Origin of the sequence: Pseudorhodobacter aquimaris, from assembly GCF_001202025.1 — a bacterium.
GTDB classification, from domain to species: Bacteria; Pseudomonadota; Alphaproteobacteria; order Rhodobacterales; family Rhodobacteraceae; genus Pseudorhodobacter; species Pseudorhodobacter aquimaris.
Genome location: NZ_LGHS01000052.1, coordinates 7,501 through 23,328, shown reverse-complemented (window position 1 = coordinate 23,328; position 15,828 = coordinate 7,501). Strand labels below are relative to the sequence as shown.

Below are 15,828 nucleotides of genomic sequence, written 5' to 3'. Positions count from 1 at the left end.
CTTACAGGAAAACAGGCTGTTTGGGAAGGGGTGGGGTTGATCCAAGGCAAAGCGTGATCTGCGACAGCTATGTTAGGGTAGGCATCGGAATAAAGGAGAACAGCATGTATTCAAGCATAATGATTCCGGTCAACCTTGCGCAGGTGGCCCAAACCGACAAAGCTTTGACGGTGGCGGCTGATATGGCCAAGCTTTACGGTGCCAAGGTAACCATTGTTGGCGTGGGCCAGACAGTGCCGAACGAAGTGTCGCGCACACCCGCAGAGTTTACAGCAAAGCTGGCTGCTTTTGCGCGTGAACGTTCCGCAGCACTTGGCATTACCTTGGAGCCGCACGCCGAGATCAGCCATGACCCTTCGGTGGATCTTGATGATCTGCTGAAAACCGCGGCCAAGACGCTGGGGGTAGATCTGATCGTAATGGCCAGCCATGTGCCGGGTTTCGCCGAGTATTTCTTTGCTTCAAATGCAGGGTATCTTGCATCCCATGCTACAATATCGGTGTTCGTGGTGCGCTAAGACCGCCCGTGGCGATGCCCCCGGGCGGCCCCTGACGGCTAGAATGTCACCACGCCCTGTGCGCCAAGGTCAGGCTTTTCGCCGGCCATCTGCGCCTTTGCCATCTCGTAGAAAAAGCTCAGGCTGCTGGTGGTCGTCACAGACAGTTCTGCGCTGCGGGGGGTGAAGCGTAAAAGCTGAACGTCCGGGTCGGCCTTGCCGCCCTCAAACCAGGCGTCGGCGACAAAGCTCCAGGTTTCGTCCAAGGCTTCGCGGTCGGCCGAATGGGACAACGTGCCATCGATATCGGCGTAAAGCCCTTCGCTGTCGCTGGCAATCACCAACTGGGCGTCGCACGGGCCGTTTGCCGTACCCTTGGCCAGATCGGTGCCCTTGGCAGTGATGAACCACACATGCCCCGGCAGGTCGTCGTCGACCCGCGGTGACATCGCGACCAAACGGCCTTGGCCCTTGATGCCAAGCATCGCGGTGCGCACGTCTTCTATCCGGTCCCAGAATTCATTTTGCAGATCAGTCATCGTGATGCTCCATTCCGTTTCGTTGACGGTATAACGCCCCAACAAGGTTTGCGTTCCCGAAGCCGCCGGACACAAAGCAAAACGCCCGCGTCTGGGACACGGGCGTTGCGGTCTTTTGTGGGTCCGGCCTTAGCGGCGGATGCCCAAACGCTTGATCAGCGACTGATAGCGTGCTTCGTCCTTGGCTTTGGTGTAGTCCAGCAGCTTGCGGCGCTGAGCAACCATCATCAACAGACCACGGCGGGAATGGTTATCCTTTTTGTGGCCCTTGAAGTGTTCGGTCAAGGTCGTGATGCGCGAGGTCAGAATGGCAACCTGTACTTCGGGCGAGCCGGTGTCGCCTTCTTTGGTTGCATATTCTTTGATCAGGCGGGTTTTTTCTTCTGGCGTAATCGACATCGGGTTCTCCATTATGAATTGTGACGGCACAGGCCGGGATGTCGTCCAGCAAGGCCCTTGGTGCCCCGAACGGCTCGGGATCGCGTGGATATAGGCGGAATTGGCGCAAAAGGAAAGCGAAACGTGCGGCCCCCAATTGTGCGGGGGCCGTACCGCTTATTTCGGCGCTTTGGCGTAGCGCAGGTAAGGCAGCTTGACGTCAAGCTTGCCAAACTTATCCTCGGCGGCCTTGTCATCCAGCGACAGGGCGACGATCACATCCTCACCCGGCAACCAGTTGGCAGGCGTGGCAATGGGGGCGCCATCGGTGGCCTGAACTGCGTCCAAAGCGCGTAGAATCTCGGCAAAGTTGCGACCAACGGACATGGGGTAGGTCATTGTCAGGCGGATTTTCTTGTCCGGCCCAATGATATAGACGGCGCGCACGGTTGCGGTATTGGCAGGCGTGCGGTCCGCGCCGGGCAAGTAGTAGTCGGCGGGCAGCATGTCGAATGCCTTGGAAACGGCCAGCGACGTATCATCAATGATCGGGAAATCCGCAGGCGCACCGGCAACGGCGGCGATGTCGTTTTTCCATTTCACATGCTCTTCGACCGAATCGACCGAGACACCCATAACCTTGGTGTTACGCTTGGCAAACTCGCCTGCAAGCTGGGCCACGGCACCAAATTCGGTGGTGCAAACCGGCGTGAAATCGCGCGGGTGGCTGAAGATGATGGCATAGCTGTCACCAATCCAGTCATGAAAGCTGATCTTGCCGGCGGTGCTGTCGGCGGTGAAATCGGGGGCGATATCGTTGATACGAACAGACATATATTTCTCCAAATTGTGACCTTGGTCCCTTTGACATATGCCAATGGACGCATGTTTACACCCCCCAAGGCGCTGCTCGCGATAAAAAGAAACAGGAACTCGCGGATTGGTGAGGAGGCGCGCCTTTGCGCAAGGCTTGCGGCGGCGCATTTCCGGTGCCACGGTATGGCAGGAAATTCAGGAGGCTGTAATGCTCGATAAACGCAAGTTCTTATTAATGGCGCATGGGTCGCCCCCTCGGGACCGAATGACTGTGAAGTGATCAACCCCTCGACCGAGGAACCCTGTGCCGTAATCTCGCTGGGCGCGCAGGCCGATACCGATGCCGCCGTGGCCGCCGCGAAAACCGCATTTGAAAGCTGGTCGGTTACCCCGCCTGCCGAGCGGCGCAAGGTGGTGGCAGCCATTCTGGCACAATATGAAGCCCGCGCTGAAGAAATGGCCCAGGCGATCAGCCTTGAGATGGGCGCCCCGATTGATCTGGCGCGCGGCAGTCAGGCACCGGCCTTGCCGTGGCACACGCAGAATTTTCTGACCGCTTTTGACCAGATGGAATGGATCCGTCCGCTTGGCCCCCATGCCCCGAATGACCGGATCTCGATGGAGCCGATCGGCGTCGTTGGTCTGATCACGCCCTGGAACTGGCCGATGAACCAAGTCACCCTGAAGGTGATTCCCGCGCTTTTGGCGGGCTGTACCTGTGTGTTGAAACCATCCGAGGAAAGCCCACTTTCGTCGATGCTCTTTGCCGAATTCTGTCATGATGCGGGCGTGCCTGCGGGCGTGTTCAACCTTGTGAACGGTGATGGTGCGGGTGTGGGTAGCCAGATCTCCAGTCACCCTGATATCGAGATGATCTCCTTTACCGGATCGACCCGCGCGGGGCGTGCGATTTCGATCGCTGCGGCGGAAACGATGAAGCGCGTGACGCTGGAACTGGGGGGCAAGGGTGCCAACCTGATCTTTGCCGATGCTGACGACTCGGCCGTGAAACGCGGTGTTCTGCATATGATGAACAACTCTGGCCAGTCGTGTAATGCGCCAAGCCGGATGCTGGTGGAGCGCAGCTATTACGACAAGGCGGTGGAGATCGCGACCGAGGTGGCCAACGCCGTCAAGGTCGGTCCTGCATCCGAAGAGGGCAAACACATCGGGCCGGTGGTGAACCGTCGTCAGTGGGACCAGATCCAGGGCTTTATCCAGAAGGGTATCGATGAGGGCGCGCGGCTGGTGGCCGGTGGGCCGGGTTTGCCCGAGGGGATGAACAAGGGGTTTTATGTGCGGCCGACGGTCTTTGCCGATGTGAAACCGGGGATGACGATCGAGCGTGAGGAAATCTTTGGTCCTGTGTTGTCGATCATCCCGTTTGAGACCGAGGAAGACGGTGTTCGCATCGCCAATGACACGCCCTACGGGCTGACAAACTATGTTCAATCCTCGGATGGGGCGCGGCGCAACCGCCTGGCGCGTAAACTGCGTTCGGGCATGGTTGAGATGAACGGCCAGTCCCGCGGGGCCGGTGCGCCCTTTGGTGGGGTGAAGGCATCGGGCCGTGCGCGCGAAGGTGGTCACTGGGGTCTGGAAGAGTTTTTGGAAGCCAAGGCCATTTCCGGCTGGGACACCGACGCCGAATAAGGGGACAGCCGTTTCAGGGGGCATCGAGCCCCCCGAAACGGCGCTGCCGCGGACCTATCTTTTGGGTTGGTCTTACGATGTTGGTCGGGGGCTCAGGTAATTCTTTCCAGCCGTTCCTTGGACATATCGCCCGGTACAATCGTGATCGGCACTGGCAAGCCGCCCGAGCTGCGGCTGAGTTGCGAGACCAACGGGCCGGGGCCGGATTTATCATGCCCCGCGCCAAGCACCAGAACCCCGATTTCCGGGTCATCACTGATCTGGGCCAAAATCTCTGCCAAAGGGTCGCCCTCGCGGATGACCAGTTCCGGGTCCACGCCCTGTTTGTCACGCATCCATTTCGCGAATACCTCGAAATGTGCCTCGATCCGTTCGCGGGCCTCGGCGCGCATCAGATCGGCAACGCCCATCCAGTGCTGAAACTCTTCTGGCGGAATAACGGAGAGGATCTGAACCCCCGCACCAGTACGCGCAGCCCTAAGCGCTGCAAAACGCATCGCGTTCAGACATTCGCGGCTGTCATCCAGCACCACCATAAACTTGCGCATCTTGTCCCCCGCATTTACCCGCAGATATTGCAGTATTTGCCCTATCGCTGACAAGCCCGAAGCTGAGGGGGCAGGTTAATTGCCGTCGCTATGCGCCCAATCCATATAGAGCTGCCATGCGCGGCGGGTGACGGGACCGGTTTCATATGCGGTGTCGTCAAAGGCTTTGACGGGTGTCACCTTGGCGAAATTGCCCGATAGGAACACCTCATCCGCGCCGTGGAAATCATCAAAGGTCAGCACGGTTTCCACCACCTCAACGCCATCGGCGCGCAGGTTGGCGATGTGGCGCGCGCGGGTGATGCCCGACAGGAAGGTGCCATTGGGAATCGGGGTATAGGCCACGCCATCTTTTACCATGAACACATTAGCCGTTGCAGTTTCGGCCACATTGCCCATCGCATCTGCCACCAGTGCATTGGCAAAGCCCTTGGATTTCGCCTCGACCAGCATCCGCGCGTTATTTGGATAAAGACATCCCGCCTTGGCGTTGCAGACGTTATCCTCCAGCACCGGACGGCGGAACTGCGTGCGGGTCAAGGTGGTGGCATTGTCAAAGCTGGGCATCGGCACCTGTTCCAGCGAGATCGCAAAGCCGGTAGAGCCTTCTTTGGGAGCAACCCCCAGATCAGACCCGTCCAGTGCCCAATACATCGGCCGGATATAAACCGCCTGTGAGGGCCCGTAAGCGCGCAATCCCTCGCGGACAATCGCCACCATCTCGTCATCCCCGACAGTGGGTGTGATCATCAGCGCCTTGGCAGAGCGGTTGGCACGGGCGCAATGGTTGGCCAGATCCGGCGCCACGCCATCAAAGAACCGCGCCCCGTCAAAGATTGACGACCCCTGCCAGATCCCGTGATCGGCGGCGCGCATAACGGGGATGTCGCCCTCATGCCATTTGCCGTTGAAATAGGTGCGGATGTTTGTGCCGATTACCATTGGATGCCCTTTCGATGTTGTGACCGTTAAAGCAGCAACGCGGGATCGCGTCCAGTCAAGCGAACCTGCGTGCGGCATCAAGAGCAAGGCCGGTGCCGACGCTGCCCAAAACATCGCCAAGGGCAAGCCGCACATCAGGCAACCGCGCGCGCACTGCTGCCTGCACAATCGGCAGGCTGGCAGAACCACCTGTCATGAACACCGTGCCGATCTGCCCTGCATCAACTTCCGCCTGTGCCAGCACCACATCAATGGCCTGTGCGATTCGCGTTACCGGCTTTTCCACCACTGCATCAAACATCCCCCGACTTGCCCCCGCATCGGTGCCGATGATCTGTTGCAGGTGGATCGGGGTGGCCAGCGTGTCAGACAGGTCGATCTTGGCGGCCTCAACCGCCATGGCGATGGCGTGGCCCTGACGTTCGGCGATGACATGGAGCAGCCGGTCCAGAAGTTCTGGCGCAGCGGCGTCATAGCGGATCTGTTTGATCTCGGTCAGGGCGCGGCCGGCATAGAGAAAGTTGATCCGGTGCCATGTCGCAAGATCATGGTAGTAGTGCAGGGGCATCGGGGTTTTGCCCTTGTTGATCAAGGACCCAAGACCCAGCAGCGGCATCACCTGTGCCAGTGAAAACAGACAGTCGAAATCGGTCCCGCCGACGCGGATACCGTGGCTGGCCAGAATGTCATCGTCGCGGTCGGGCTTGTTGCGCCCCTCGGGCGAGACCCGCAGGATCGAGAAATCCGAGGTACCGCCGCCGATATCGACGATCAGAACCAGCTCCTCGGCGGCAACGGTGGATTCGTAGTGCAGCGCCGCCGCGACGGGTTCGAACTGAAAGGCGATATGCTCAAACCCGTTGGCGCGGGCGATGGTTTCCAGCACATCCTGGGCGGCCTGATCGCCTGCGGGATTGTCGTCGACAAAATGCACAGGGCGGCCCAGAACGGCGTGCCGCGTGCCGGGTTGCACCGCATCCAGTTGCGCGCGCAGATGGCCGAAAAACCGGCCCAGAATATCGGTAAAGGCCAGGGCGCGGTTGCCCACGCGGGTTTTCTCGTTGATCAGGGACGACCCGAGCGCCGATTTCAGCCCGCGCATCAACCGGCCATCGTCGCCGTCCGTATAGGCGGCCATAGCGGTGCGGCCAAAGACGGGCGCACCGCCATCGCTTTCCCAGAACACGGCCGAGGGGATGGTCATGGCCGATCCCTCAAGGGGGATCAGCTGCGACGCGCCCCCCGCCATGACAGAGACGGTGGAATTGGATGTGCCGAAATCCACACCACAGACTTGCGTTGCCATTTCCATCTTGCGCCCTTTGCCTCTTGAAAGGCGCGGGGTTTAGGGTGGTTTGGCAGGGGTGTAAAGGCCGCGCTTAGACCTGACGCGAGCGGATCATCCCCACGATATCATAAACCTCATCAACAATCGGGCGGGCGATGGTATTGGCACGCAGCGCGCCTTCTCCCAAAATCCGGTCGATCTCGGTCGGGTCTTGCATCAGGCGGTTCATTTCGGTGGTGATCGGCGACATCACGGACACGGCCAGCTCCGCCAAGGCGGGTTTGAAGCTGCCAAATTGCGCGCCGCCGTGATCGGCCAAGACTTGTTCGGCCGAAATACCCGCCAAAGCCGCATAGATATTCACCAGATTGCGCGCCTCGGGCCGGTCCGCAAGGCCGTCCATCTCGCTTGGCAAAGGCTCGGGGTCGGTCTTGGCCTTCTTGATCTTTTTCGCGATCATATCGGCGTCATCGGTCAGGTTGATGCGGCTTTGGTCCGACGGGTCGGATTTCGACATCTTCTTGCTGCCATCGCGAAGGCTCATCACACGTGTTGCGGCCCCTTCGATCATCGGCTCGGTGATGGGAAAGAAATCCACGCCAAAGTCATTGTTGAACTTGGTCGCAATATCACGGCAAAGTTCCAGATGCTGTTTCTGGTCCTCACCCACCGGCACATGCGTCGCCTTATAGGCCAGAATATCGGCGGCCATCAGCGCCGGATAGGCAAACAGCCCGAGCGAGGCATTTTCCGAGTTCTTGCCCGCGGTCTTATCCTTCCACTGGGTCATGCGACCCATCCAGCCCATTCGTGCCACACAGTTGAAAATCCAGGCCAGTTCGGCATGTGCGCTGACCTGACTTTGGTTGAACAGGATCGACCGTACCGGATCCACCCCCGAAGCAATAAAGGCCGCCGCCGCCTCGCGTGTTTGCTGGCGCAAATGGGCCGGATCCTGCCAGACGGTGATCGCATGCATATCGACAAGGCAGTAAACCGTCTCGATCCCCTCATCCTGCTTTTCGGCAAAACGTTTTAGCGCGCCAAGATAATTGCCAAGGGTCAACCCGCCCGAAGGCTGGATCCCCGAGAAGATGCGCTGTTGAAAGGCATGAGGCGTTTGGACCGGCTCGGCCATGGGAATACTCCATCTGGAAACTGCGTTGTAACTCGCTTACCCTTGGCGCAAAGGGGCGTCAATCATTGCCCCGGATATGAGGTAGAATGCACACAGACCCGAACGCCGCCCCGATCAACCCGTTGCCCGCTGTTGTGTGGCTGTTGGCGCTGCCGATAATCGCGATGGAGGTGGTGATGAACCTTGCCTCTGCGGGGGTCGTGGGGGGGGCACAAGGTATCGGCTGGCGGCAGGATGCGGTGCAGCGCTTTGCCTTCTCGCCCGATTTCATGCGTGATATGATCGCCAACAACTATTACCCGCTTGAGCATCTGATGCGGCTGGTCACCTATCCGCTTGTGCATGTCAGCTTTACCCATGCGATTTTCGTGGTGGTGTTCCTGCTTGCCCTTGGCAAAATGGTGGGTGAGGTGTTTCGCCCCTGGGCCGTGCTGGTGGTGTTTTTCGGCGCGACCCTTGCGGGTGCGGGGATGATGACGGCGCTGCCGTTTATCCATGCAGCGCTGATCGGGGGCTATCCGGCGGTCTACGGGTTGATCGGGGCGTTCACCTTTTTGCTCTGGACCAACCTTGCGGGCAGCGGGGCCAGCCAATACCGCGCGTTTTCGCTGATCGGCATGTTAATGGCCATCCAGTTGGTGTTCGGCCTGATCTTTGGCGGCGGCTGGGACTGGGTGGCAGAGCTGACGGGATTTTTTGCGGGGTTCTTGTTGTCCTTTGTCGTCAGCCCCGGGGGCTGGGAACGGGTGCGCGAGAAAATACGGGAGCGGCGCTAATCACGCCGACCCTTGAAAAAACGGCGGATCAGGATTCTGGTGCCGGTTTCCCAGATCAGCGCCAGATCGAAACAAAGGCTCCAGTTGCGCTGATAGATCAGGTCCAGCCGCGCCTTTTGCGGCACACAGCGGGTGGCATAAACGCGGTCGGTTTCTGCAGCATCACGGCAGGCGGCCAAAAGCGCCTCTTCGCGGTCGTGGAAACGCAGGCTGGCAAGGCCGGTGATCCCCGTCGGGCTCTTGAGGACCTCGGCGTATAGATCGGGGAAGCGTTCCACATAATCGCGCAAGGGGGGGCGGGGGCCAACAAGGCTCATCTCGCCCTTCAACACGTTCCAGAGCTGGGGGACCTCATCCATCCGCGCGCGCCGGATAAAAACGCCAAGCGGTGTGATGCGGCCGTGCTTGTTCCCGCCGGATACGCCGGAATCGTCCTGCGCCACTGTCATCGTGCGCAGCTTCCACAGCAAAAAGGGTTGCCCCGGTGCCTGCATCCGTTCGGCAACATAAAACAGGGGTCGCCCTTCGCGGATCAGCATCACAACCAACAGAATTGAAAAGGGCAGGATCAGGATTATCGACAGCATCGCGACCAGCACAAGATCGAGAATCCTTTTGCTTGGCCTCATGTGGGTAACCCCCTCCATTGCGCGACCATTTCGGTGGCTTGGGGTGCGGGCAGAGCCACTAAGGATAGCAGTCGGGTTATGTCCAGTTCGACACGCGCAATAACATCGGGGTTGGGCGGGCCAAATCCCCATTCGGCCCCTGCAGCATTCAGTAAATCGCCCATGGCGACGGGGCCTGCGGCAATGTTCAGGACGGGTGGCAAATCACGACCCAAGGCGGCCATCTGTGCCAATTTCGCCAAGACCCGCACCAGCGTGACCGGCCCGATGTAGGACCGGACAGGCCCGCCCGGCTGCCCCGCAACCGGGTCGAGCCGCACCGCCTTGCCCGATGTCATTCCGCCCAACAGCGCATCAAACCCCGCGATATTGCCGATTCGCAGAATCGTCAGCCGGTCCGGCATCATTGCGCGGGCTGCCCTCTCCATCGCTTGCTTGGCCTCTCCATATGCCCCCGCAGGGCGCAGTGGGGCCTCTTCAGTCAATGTCCCGTCCGAGGCACCATAGACCGCCGCCGAGGATGCCAGAAATACATGCCGCGCGCCTTGGTCCATCGCGGCCCGACAGGCGGCAAGGCCGAGGTCGACGTTCAAGGCCAGCTCTGCCTTGGTGCCGCGAATTATGCCGGACAGGCAGAGCACAGCTCCCCCCGCCACCCCTTTCGGGCAGGGTTCGGCAAGCACATCCCATGCCTGAAAGCCCGGCGCGGGGCGGCGTGATTGCCAGATGGGCCGCAGACCCGTCAGGGCCGCTTGCTCGCTTTGCAAGGCGCGGCCGATCCGGCCTGTGGCCCCCATCACCAAAAGCGGAACTGACATCGCGGGCTATTCATTCCCCTCAAGCCGGACCCGCAATTCGCGCAGAACCGGCATGAACGCCTTGACCCGTTCGGCCCCCAGATCAGTCACAAACTCTGCGATCAGGGGGGCTACGGCCTGTACGGCGGCATTACGGGCAGACCGACCAGAGGGGCTTATCGCGACGAACTTGCGCCGCGCGTCATCCCAGTCGGGCCGGATATGCACATGCCCCGCCCATTCCAGTTTGCTTAGCGTGTTGGTCATCGCCCCGCGCGTGACGTGAAAGGCCCGCGCCAGCTGTGCGGGGGAGCGTTCGTCATTGACCCGCGCCAAATGGTTCAACACAGCGAAATGCGAAAGCTCCATCCCGCGCGGCAGTACCTTGGAGATGCGGTTGCGCGCCAGCTGATCGGCCATGAACAGCTCTCCGAAGAGGGTGACGGCGAGGTCTTCGGCCTTGTCAGACATGTCCGCCCTCTTGGCCGCTTGGTCCGGTAATCGACCGATCATGGGTTAGCGCGGGCACACGCGCGCGCGCCTTTTCCACCTGCGCCAAGTCGATATTGACAAGGCAAACGCCCGGTTCGGTGCCCGCATCGGCCAGCACCTCCCCCCATGGGGCAACGACAAGGCTGTGCCCCCAAGTGCGCCGTCCCTTGCCGCCAGCGGTTTCCGGATGATGGCCGGTTTGTGCAGGTGCCAGAACAAAGCAGCCCGTCTCAATCGCGCGGGCGCGCAAGAGCACCTCCCAATGGGCGGCGCCGGTGGTGTCATTGAAGGCGGCAGGGACGGTCAGAATCTGCGCACCGGCTTGGGCCAGTCGGCGATAGAGGTAGGCAAAGCGCACGTCATAACAGATGCTCATCCCCAACGCGCCAAACGGGGTTTGCGCCACAATAGCACGATCACCGGGACGGTAGCCTTCGGATTCGCGGTAGCTTTCGGTCGCGGAAACCGTCACGTCGAACATATGCACCTTGTCATAGCGCGCGACAATTTCGCCCTGCGGATCAATCAGGAAAGAGCGGTTGGCAAAACGCCCGTCCGCATCGCCGGTCAACAAGGCCAAAGACCCAATCAACAGCCAAACGCCCAGATCTGCAGCCTCGGCCCGCAGTGCGGTCAAAGTCGGATCGTCAGCTTCATGGTGGAACACCTGCGCCTGATGACGGCGGCTGGAAGACAGCCCGTTGGTGCATTCCGGCGTCAGCACGAATTGCGCACCGCCTGCCGCCGCCTGCCGGACCATCGCCACGGTTTGCGGCAGATTTGCCACCGGATCATCGCTGACGTTCAGCTGAACAAGGCCGACCCGCAGCATCTAATCGGCCAAAAGGGCATCAAGTTTGCCCGCCTTTTCCATCGCGTGCAACTCATCGCTGCCGCCGACATGGGTTTCGCCGATAAAGATTTGCGGCACCGTGCGCCGGCCATTCGCCCGTTTCATCATGACCGCCCGCAAGGATGGATCCCGCGCAACGTCATGTTCGGTGAACGCCGCACCTTTGGCCTGAAGCAGGCGCTTGGCGGCGTGGCAATAGCCGCAAAAAGGCGAGGTATAGATTTCAACAGGTTTCATTTCCGCATTCCCTTGTGACAGCGCAACTATAGGGATTTAGGCGTCCTTCGCAACGCGTGCCAGTACCAGAACCGAAACATCCGACGCGCCCGCCGCCAGACAGGCATCGGCGGCGACGGCCAAAGTCGCGCCCGAGGTGAACACATCGTCGACCAGCAAGACATGCCGCCCCTGCATTTTTGCCATGCGGCGGGGATGGGGGGTGATCGCATGTTCCATGTTTTCAAACCGTGCAGCCTGTCCACGCCCGCCTTGGGTGGGCGTAGAGCGGCGGCGTTGCAACAGGTCGGGACAGTGGTCCAGACCGGCCAGCTTGGCGACCGTGGCGCTGAGCAAAGCCGACTGATTATAGCGACGGCGCAGCAGGCGAAACCAGTGCAGCGGGATCGGGGCCACCAACATATCGGGGCGCAATATCGGCCGGGCGGCACGAAACATCCATGCGCCCGCAGGTCTGGCCAAATCCTGCCGGTCGCCGTGTTTGAGCTGTAAGACGATTTTGCGCCCGTTATCTTGGTACATCAGCGCCGCGCGCCCTTGCGACCAGGGCCGTGGCACTGTCATGCATTCGTCGCATTGCACCGCCCCGCCATCATCCTCACCCATCAAAGGTTGCCCGCAACTGTCACAGACCAGCCCTGCGATAAAAGGCGTCTCGCGCCAGCATTTCCCGCACAGACCGAAATCAGAGGTCACCAATTCGCCGCAGCCAAGGCATTTCGGCGGGTAAATTGCGTGCAGCACGGCTTGCAATCCCATGCATCCCTCCTATTGTCCGGCGCATGAAAACGCCCAGATTGACCGATACCCGCGCCCTGACCCGAAACCGCGCCCGCGCCATGGCCTTGCCCGCCCCCGCGCTGTTCCTGCACGAGGATATTATTGCCGAGGTTAAGGAAAGACTCATAGAGGTTAACAGAACCTTTACGAAGCTGGCGATCGTCACAGGTTTTCCCGATCTGTGGCGCGAAGCCTTCCCCGAGGCAGATATCGTGGCCGATGAGGGAATGTTGGCGCTGGAGCCGGGCGCCCATGATCTGGTGATCCATGCGATGGCGTTGCATTGGGCGAACGATCCGGTGGGGCAGATTATCCAATGCAAACGCGCCTTGCGGGCCGATGGCCTTTTTCTGGCGGCGTTCTTTGGCGGGCAAACCCTGCATGAATTGCGCGCCTGTCTGGCCGAGGCTGAGGCCGCCGTGACAGGCGGGCTTTCGCCACGCGTGTTGCCGATGGGGGAAATTCGGGATCTGGGCGGGCTGTTGCAGCGTGCGGGCTTTGCCTTGCCGGTCGCTGACAGCTTTACCCGCACGGTCCATTACCGCGATATGTGGCACCTGATGACCGATCTGCGCGCAATGGGTGAGGCCAGCGCATTGGACGCCCGCCTCCGCAGGCCCACACGCCGCAAGGTTTTTGAGGATGCCGCAGAACGTTATGCCCGCAGCTTTGGTGTGGAAGGCGGCCGTATTGCCGCAAGTTTCGAGATGGTTTTTCTGACCGGCTGGTCCCCGCATGAAAGCCAGCAAAAGCCGCTGCGGCCCGGTTCTGCGACACACCGCCTTGCAGATGTGTTGAACGCGCCGGAAATCATATTGCCCGCAACCAAGGACGAAACTTGACCCCACGCTTTTAAGCGTTATCTGCCGTGACAAAGAATAAGGAGCGAATGATGCCGGATGCACCGTATAGCCAACCTGATATTACGCCCGGCCAAGGGCGACTGGCCCATGCACCGGCCGATCACCCAAAGGTCAAAGCGCCCAAAATTGGCGTTCTGGTTGCCAACCTCGGCACGCCTGACGGCTATGATTATTGGTCCATGCGGCGTTATTTGAACGAGTTTCTGTCGGACAAACGTGTCGTCGACATTTCTGACTGGCTTTGGCAGCCGCTGTTGCAACTGGTGATCCTGACCAAACGGCCCTTTGCCTCGGGGGCGAATTACAAGCTGATCTGGAACCATGAGAAAAACGAAAGCCCGCTGCTGACGATCACCAAGGACCAGACGGCCAAGATCAGCGATGCGTTGCAGGCGGCTTATGGCGGGGAGGTGCTGGTGGATTTCAGCATGCGCTATGGCAACCCGTCGACCGAATCAAAGGTCAAGGCGATGGTCGCGGCCGGATGTGAGAAGATCCTGTTCTTTCCGCTTTATCCCCATTACGCGGGGGCCACTTCGGCCACGGCAAATGACGCATTTTTCGCGGCCCTGATGAAGGAAAAGCGCCAACCCGCCGCGCGCATCGTGCCAGAGTATTTCGACCATCCCAAATATATCGAGGCGCTGGCCGGATCGGTGGAGCGGGCCTATGCCGCGATGCCGCAAAAGCCCGATGTGCTGGTCGCCAGCTATCACGGGATGCCGATCCGCTATTTGATGGAGGGCGACCCCTATCATTGCCAATGCGCCAAAACCACGCGGTTGCTGCGCGAACGGCTGGGCTGGGACAAGGACGCGATCGATACGACCTTCCAATCGGTGTTTGGCCGCGAGGAATGGCTCAAGCCCTATACGGTGGAGCATGTGGCCGAACTTGCCAAGCAAGGCAAAAAGAACATCGCCGTGGTGGCACCTGCTTTTTCGGCCGATTGCATCGAAACGCTGGAAGAGATCAACGGCGAAATCTGTGAGGCCTTTGAACATGCGGGCGGCGAGACATTTACTTATATCCCCTGCCTCAATGATGACGCTGCGCATATCGACGCGCTGGTCACAATCATCCGCGAAAACCTTGCGGGCTGGGTGAAATGATCCGTGCATAAAAAAAGGACGGTAGGTTTAACCCTACCGTCCTAATTCGTTCCAATCCAAGAAGGATTAGTTCGATGCAGCAGCTGCTACAACGAGCAGGAGCAGCAAAGGAACGACGATGCCGCCAGCGGACGACGAAGTCGCCGCTTCAACAACAGCTGGTTCCATCATCGGTTCAGCCATGCCACCAGCAAAAGCAGTCGATGCAGCAACGGTCAGAGCCGCTGCGAGTGCAAGTTTCTTCATAGTAACCTCCAGTTTTCGCGCGCCATCACATTTTCAGAGGAAGATAATGCGCACCCAAGACTATACCTCGTGCTGTTTTCTAACCAGCTTGCGCAAAGAAATGCAATCTGGGACGTAAAAAACTGGATTACGCGGGCGCGGTTTCGTCAAATTGGCAACACTCCTAGCGCTGGTCGGGCGTTATATGGCGATCAAGGCGGTGTTTGGTGCCCAAAAGGACGGATTTTGCACAATTTTTACGATAGTTGCGTCGACTGATAGGCCGGTTTTTTTGCCTCGCGGGCAGGGCCGGTAAAACGGATTCGCGGAGACGTTTCCGGATGCCGCATCCAAAATGCGGTGGCTGTGCATTTGCATCCTATTCCCCCGCGGATACCGGGATGCTATGCACTTTTTATGCCTGCCCTTTGTCGCACCTGTCTTAGTCCTTTTGTGTCCGGTGGTGGCCCGGGCCTGAAACGTTGCCCGGCGTGCCGCTCGCCAAGAATAATTTCCCACGCCGAGCTTGATCAGCTTTCCATTGCCCATATGGATTGTGATGCGTTTTATGCGAGCGTGGAAAAACGTGACCATCCCGAATACCGTGACCAGCCGCTAATCGTTGGCGGCGGCACGCGGGGGGTTGTGTCTACATGTTGCTATATCGCGCGAATCAAGGGGGTCCGCTCGGCCATGCCGATGTTTCAGGCGCTAAAGCTGTGCCCCGAGGCGGTGGTGGTCAAGCCGCGCATGGCCGAATATGTCGCCGTGTCCCGCGAGATCCGCGCGATGATGGAGGCGCTGACCCCCGCGATTGAACCCTTGTCGCTGGATGAGGCGTTTCTGGATCTGACAGGCACCGCGCGGCTGCATGGCGCGCCACCTGCGGTCTTGTTGGCCCGTCTGGTCAAGGAGATGGAGGAGCGTTTGGGCATCACCGGATCAATCGGGTTATCGCATAACAAGTTCCTGGCCAAGATCGCATCCGACCTTGATAAACCGCGGGGTTTTTCCGTGATCGGCAAGGAGGAGACTGAGGCCTTTTTGCACGACAAGCCCGTGTCGATCCTGTGGGGGGTGGGAACCGCCACGCGGGCGGCGCTGGAAAAGGCGGGGATACGGACGATTGCGGACCTCAAGCGTTGGGACCGGGTGGACCTGTCGGCGCGTTTCGGCAGTATGGGTGACCGGCTTTGGCATTTGTCGCGGGGGCTGGATACCCGCCGTGTCAGCCGTGACGAGGCGGTGAAGTCCATTTCCAAAGA

At 59.9% G+C, this 15,828-nt stretch carries 19 protein-coding genes and 1 pseudogene (1 of these 20 only partly in view); 6 read left to right on the top strand and 14 right to left on the bottom strand.

Features of this window, described 5'->3' with window-relative positions; translation table 11 throughout:
* Positions 1-104: 104 nt before the first annotated feature.
* Complete coding sequence (locus AKU94_RS08740; protein WP_050526907.1) at positions 105-518, top strand: universal stress protein; 414 nt, start codon at positions 105-107, stop codon at positions 516-518.
* A 38-nt stretch (positions 519-556) separates the two neighbouring features.
* Here the strand turns inward: AKU94_RS08740 and AKU94_RS08735 are convergent, their stop codons facing one another.
* The 3 genes from AKU94_RS08735 to AKU94_RS08725 form a co-directional block, all read right to left on the bottom strand.
* Entirely contained in the window at positions 557-1,036 is a 480-nt protein-coding gene (locus tag AKU94_RS08735; protein ID WP_050527114.1) for a pyridoxamine 5'-phosphate oxidase family protein, read from the bottom strand.
* A gap of 129 nt (positions 1,037-1,165) precedes the next feature.
* Entirely contained in the window at positions 1,166-1,435 is a 270-nt protein-coding gene (rpsO, locus tag AKU94_RS08730) for a 30S ribosomal protein S15 (protein ID WP_050526906.1), read from the bottom strand.
* Positions 1,436-1,591: 156 nt separating this feature from the next.
* Positions 1,592-2,248 (bottom strand): peroxiredoxin, encoded by a 657-nt coding sequence (locus AKU94_RS08725; RefSeq protein ID WP_050526905.1) that lies wholly within the window; start codon positions 2,246-2,248, stop codon positions 1,592-1,594.
* A 190-nt stretch (positions 2,249-2,438) separates the two neighbouring features.
* Here AKU94_RS08725 and AKU94_RS08720 point away from each other — a divergent pair.
* Positions 2,439-3,883, top strand: a pseudogene (locus tag AKU94_RS08720) (aldehyde dehydrogenase family protein).
* A 92-nt stretch (positions 3,884-3,975) separates the two neighbouring features.
* Here the strand turns inward: AKU94_RS08720 and AKU94_RS08715 are convergent.
* The 4 genes from AKU94_RS08715 to trpS all read right to left on the bottom strand — a co-directional run bounded on the left by AKU94_RS08715 (position 3,976) and on the right by trpS (position 7,799).
* Positions 3,976-4,431, bottom strand: coding sequence for a universal stress protein (locus AKU94_RS08715; RefSeq protein ID WP_050526904.1), 456 nt, complete (start codon positions 4,429-4,431; stop codon positions 3,976-3,978).
* Positions 4,432-4,506: 75 nt separating this feature from the next.
* The gene (locus AKU94_RS08710) at positions 4,507-5,373 is read right to left on the bottom strand and encodes a branched-chain amino acid aminotransferase (RefSeq protein ID WP_050526903.1); all 867 of its coding nucleotides are present in this window, start codon (positions 5,371-5,373) and stop codon (positions 4,507-4,509) included.
* A 55-nt stretch (positions 5,374-5,428) separates the two neighbouring features.
* Positions 5,429-6,685: an Hsp70 family protein gene (locus tag AKU94_RS08705; protein ID WP_232295731.1), complete on the bottom strand. Its 1,257-nt coding sequence runs from the start codon at positions 6,683-6,685 to the stop codon at positions 5,429-5,431.
* 67 nt (positions 6,686-6,752) lie between these two features.
* A complete protein-coding gene (gene trpS, locus AKU94_RS08700) occupies positions 6,753-7,799 on the bottom strand; it encodes a tryptophan--tRNA ligase (RefSeq protein ID WP_050526902.1) in 1,047 nt (348 codons plus the stop codon).
* Positions 7,800-7,885: 86 nt separating this feature from the next.
* On the opposite strand from trpS, the gene AKU94_RS08695 reads away from it, so the two are divergent.
* On the top strand, positions 7,886-8,575 hold the full coding sequence (locus tag AKU94_RS08695; protein ID WP_050526901.1) for a rhomboid family intramembrane serine protease: 690 nt from the start codon (positions 7,886-7,888) through the stop codon (positions 8,573-8,575).
* On the opposite strand, the gene AKU94_RS08690 is transcribed toward AKU94_RS08695, so the two are convergent.
* The 6 genes from AKU94_RS08690 to AKU94_RS08665 are packed head-to-tail and all read right to left on the bottom strand — an operon-like array spanning position 8,572 to position 12,342.
* Positions 8,572-9,204, bottom strand: a complete 633-nt coding sequence (locus AKU94_RS08690; protein WP_050526900.1) for a sugar transferase — start codon at positions 9,202-9,204, stop codon at positions 8,572-8,574. The genes AKU94_RS08695 and AKU94_RS08690 overlap by 4 nt on opposite strands.
* The gene (locus AKU94_RS08685; protein WP_050526899.1) at positions 9,201-10,022 is read right to left on the bottom strand and encodes an NAD-dependent epimerase/dehydratase family protein; all 822 of its coding nucleotides are present in this window, start codon (positions 10,020-10,022) and stop codon (positions 9,201-9,203) included. Before AKU94_RS08685 ends, AKU94_RS08690 begins: the two co-directional genes overlap by 4 nt.
* A gap of 6 nt (positions 10,023-10,028) precedes the next feature.
* Complete coding sequence (locus tag AKU94_RS08680) at positions 10,029-10,472, bottom strand: MarR family winged helix-turn-helix transcriptional regulator (RefSeq protein WP_050526898.1); 444 nt, start codon at positions 10,470-10,472, stop codon at positions 10,029-10,031.
* Positions 10,465-11,322: a carbon-nitrogen hydrolase family protein gene (locus tag AKU94_RS08675; protein WP_050527112.1), complete on the bottom strand. Its 858-nt coding sequence runs from the start codon at positions 11,320-11,322 to the stop codon at positions 10,465-10,467. The genes AKU94_RS08680 and AKU94_RS08675 overlap by 8 nt, the downstream gene beginning before the upstream one ends.
* Positions 11,323-11,325: 3 nt before the next feature.
* Positions 11,326-11,583, bottom strand: coding sequence for a glutaredoxin 3 (grxC, locus tag AKU94_RS08670; protein ID WP_050526897.1), 258 nt, complete (start codon positions 11,581-11,583; stop codon positions 11,326-11,328).
* A 36-nt stretch (positions 11,584-11,619) separates the two neighbouring features.
* The gene (locus AKU94_RS08665) at positions 11,620-12,342 is read right to left on the bottom strand and encodes a ComF family protein (RefSeq protein WP_050526896.1); all 723 of its coding nucleotides are present in this window, start codon (positions 12,340-12,342) and stop codon (positions 11,620-11,622) included.
* A 23-nt stretch (positions 12,343-12,365) separates the two neighbouring features.
* On the opposite strand from AKU94_RS08665, the gene AKU94_RS08660 reads away from it, so the two are divergent.
* Positions 12,366-13,205 (top strand): methyltransferase domain-containing protein, encoded by an 840-nt coding sequence (locus AKU94_RS08660; protein WP_050526895.1) that lies wholly within the window; start codon positions 12,366-12,368, stop codon positions 13,203-13,205.
* Positions 13,206-13,255: 50 nt separating this feature from the next.
* A complete protein-coding gene (gene hemH / locus AKU94_RS08655; RefSeq protein WP_232295730.1) occupies positions 13,256-14,338 on the top strand; it encodes a ferrochelatase in 1,083 nt (360 codons plus the stop codon).
* A gap of 66 nt (positions 14,339-14,404) precedes the next feature.
* Here hemH and AKU94_RS08650 read toward each other — a convergent pair whose 3' ends face one another.
* Positions 14,405-14,584 (bottom strand): hypothetical protein, encoded by a 180-nt coding sequence (locus tag AKU94_RS08650; RefSeq protein ID WP_050526893.1) that lies wholly within the window; start codon positions 14,582-14,584, stop codon positions 14,405-14,407.
* Positions 14,585-14,980: 396 nt separating this feature from the next.
* Between AKU94_RS08650 and AKU94_RS08640 the strand changes: the two genes are divergently transcribed.
* Positions 14,981-15,828: the 5' portion of a DNA polymerase IV gene (locus AKU94_RS08640; protein ID WP_083445009.1), read on the top strand. The gene runs 421 nt beyond the window's last position; the window shows 848 of its 1,269 coding nt (coding positions 1-848); its start codon is at positions 14,981-14,983; its stop codon lies off the right edge, out of view.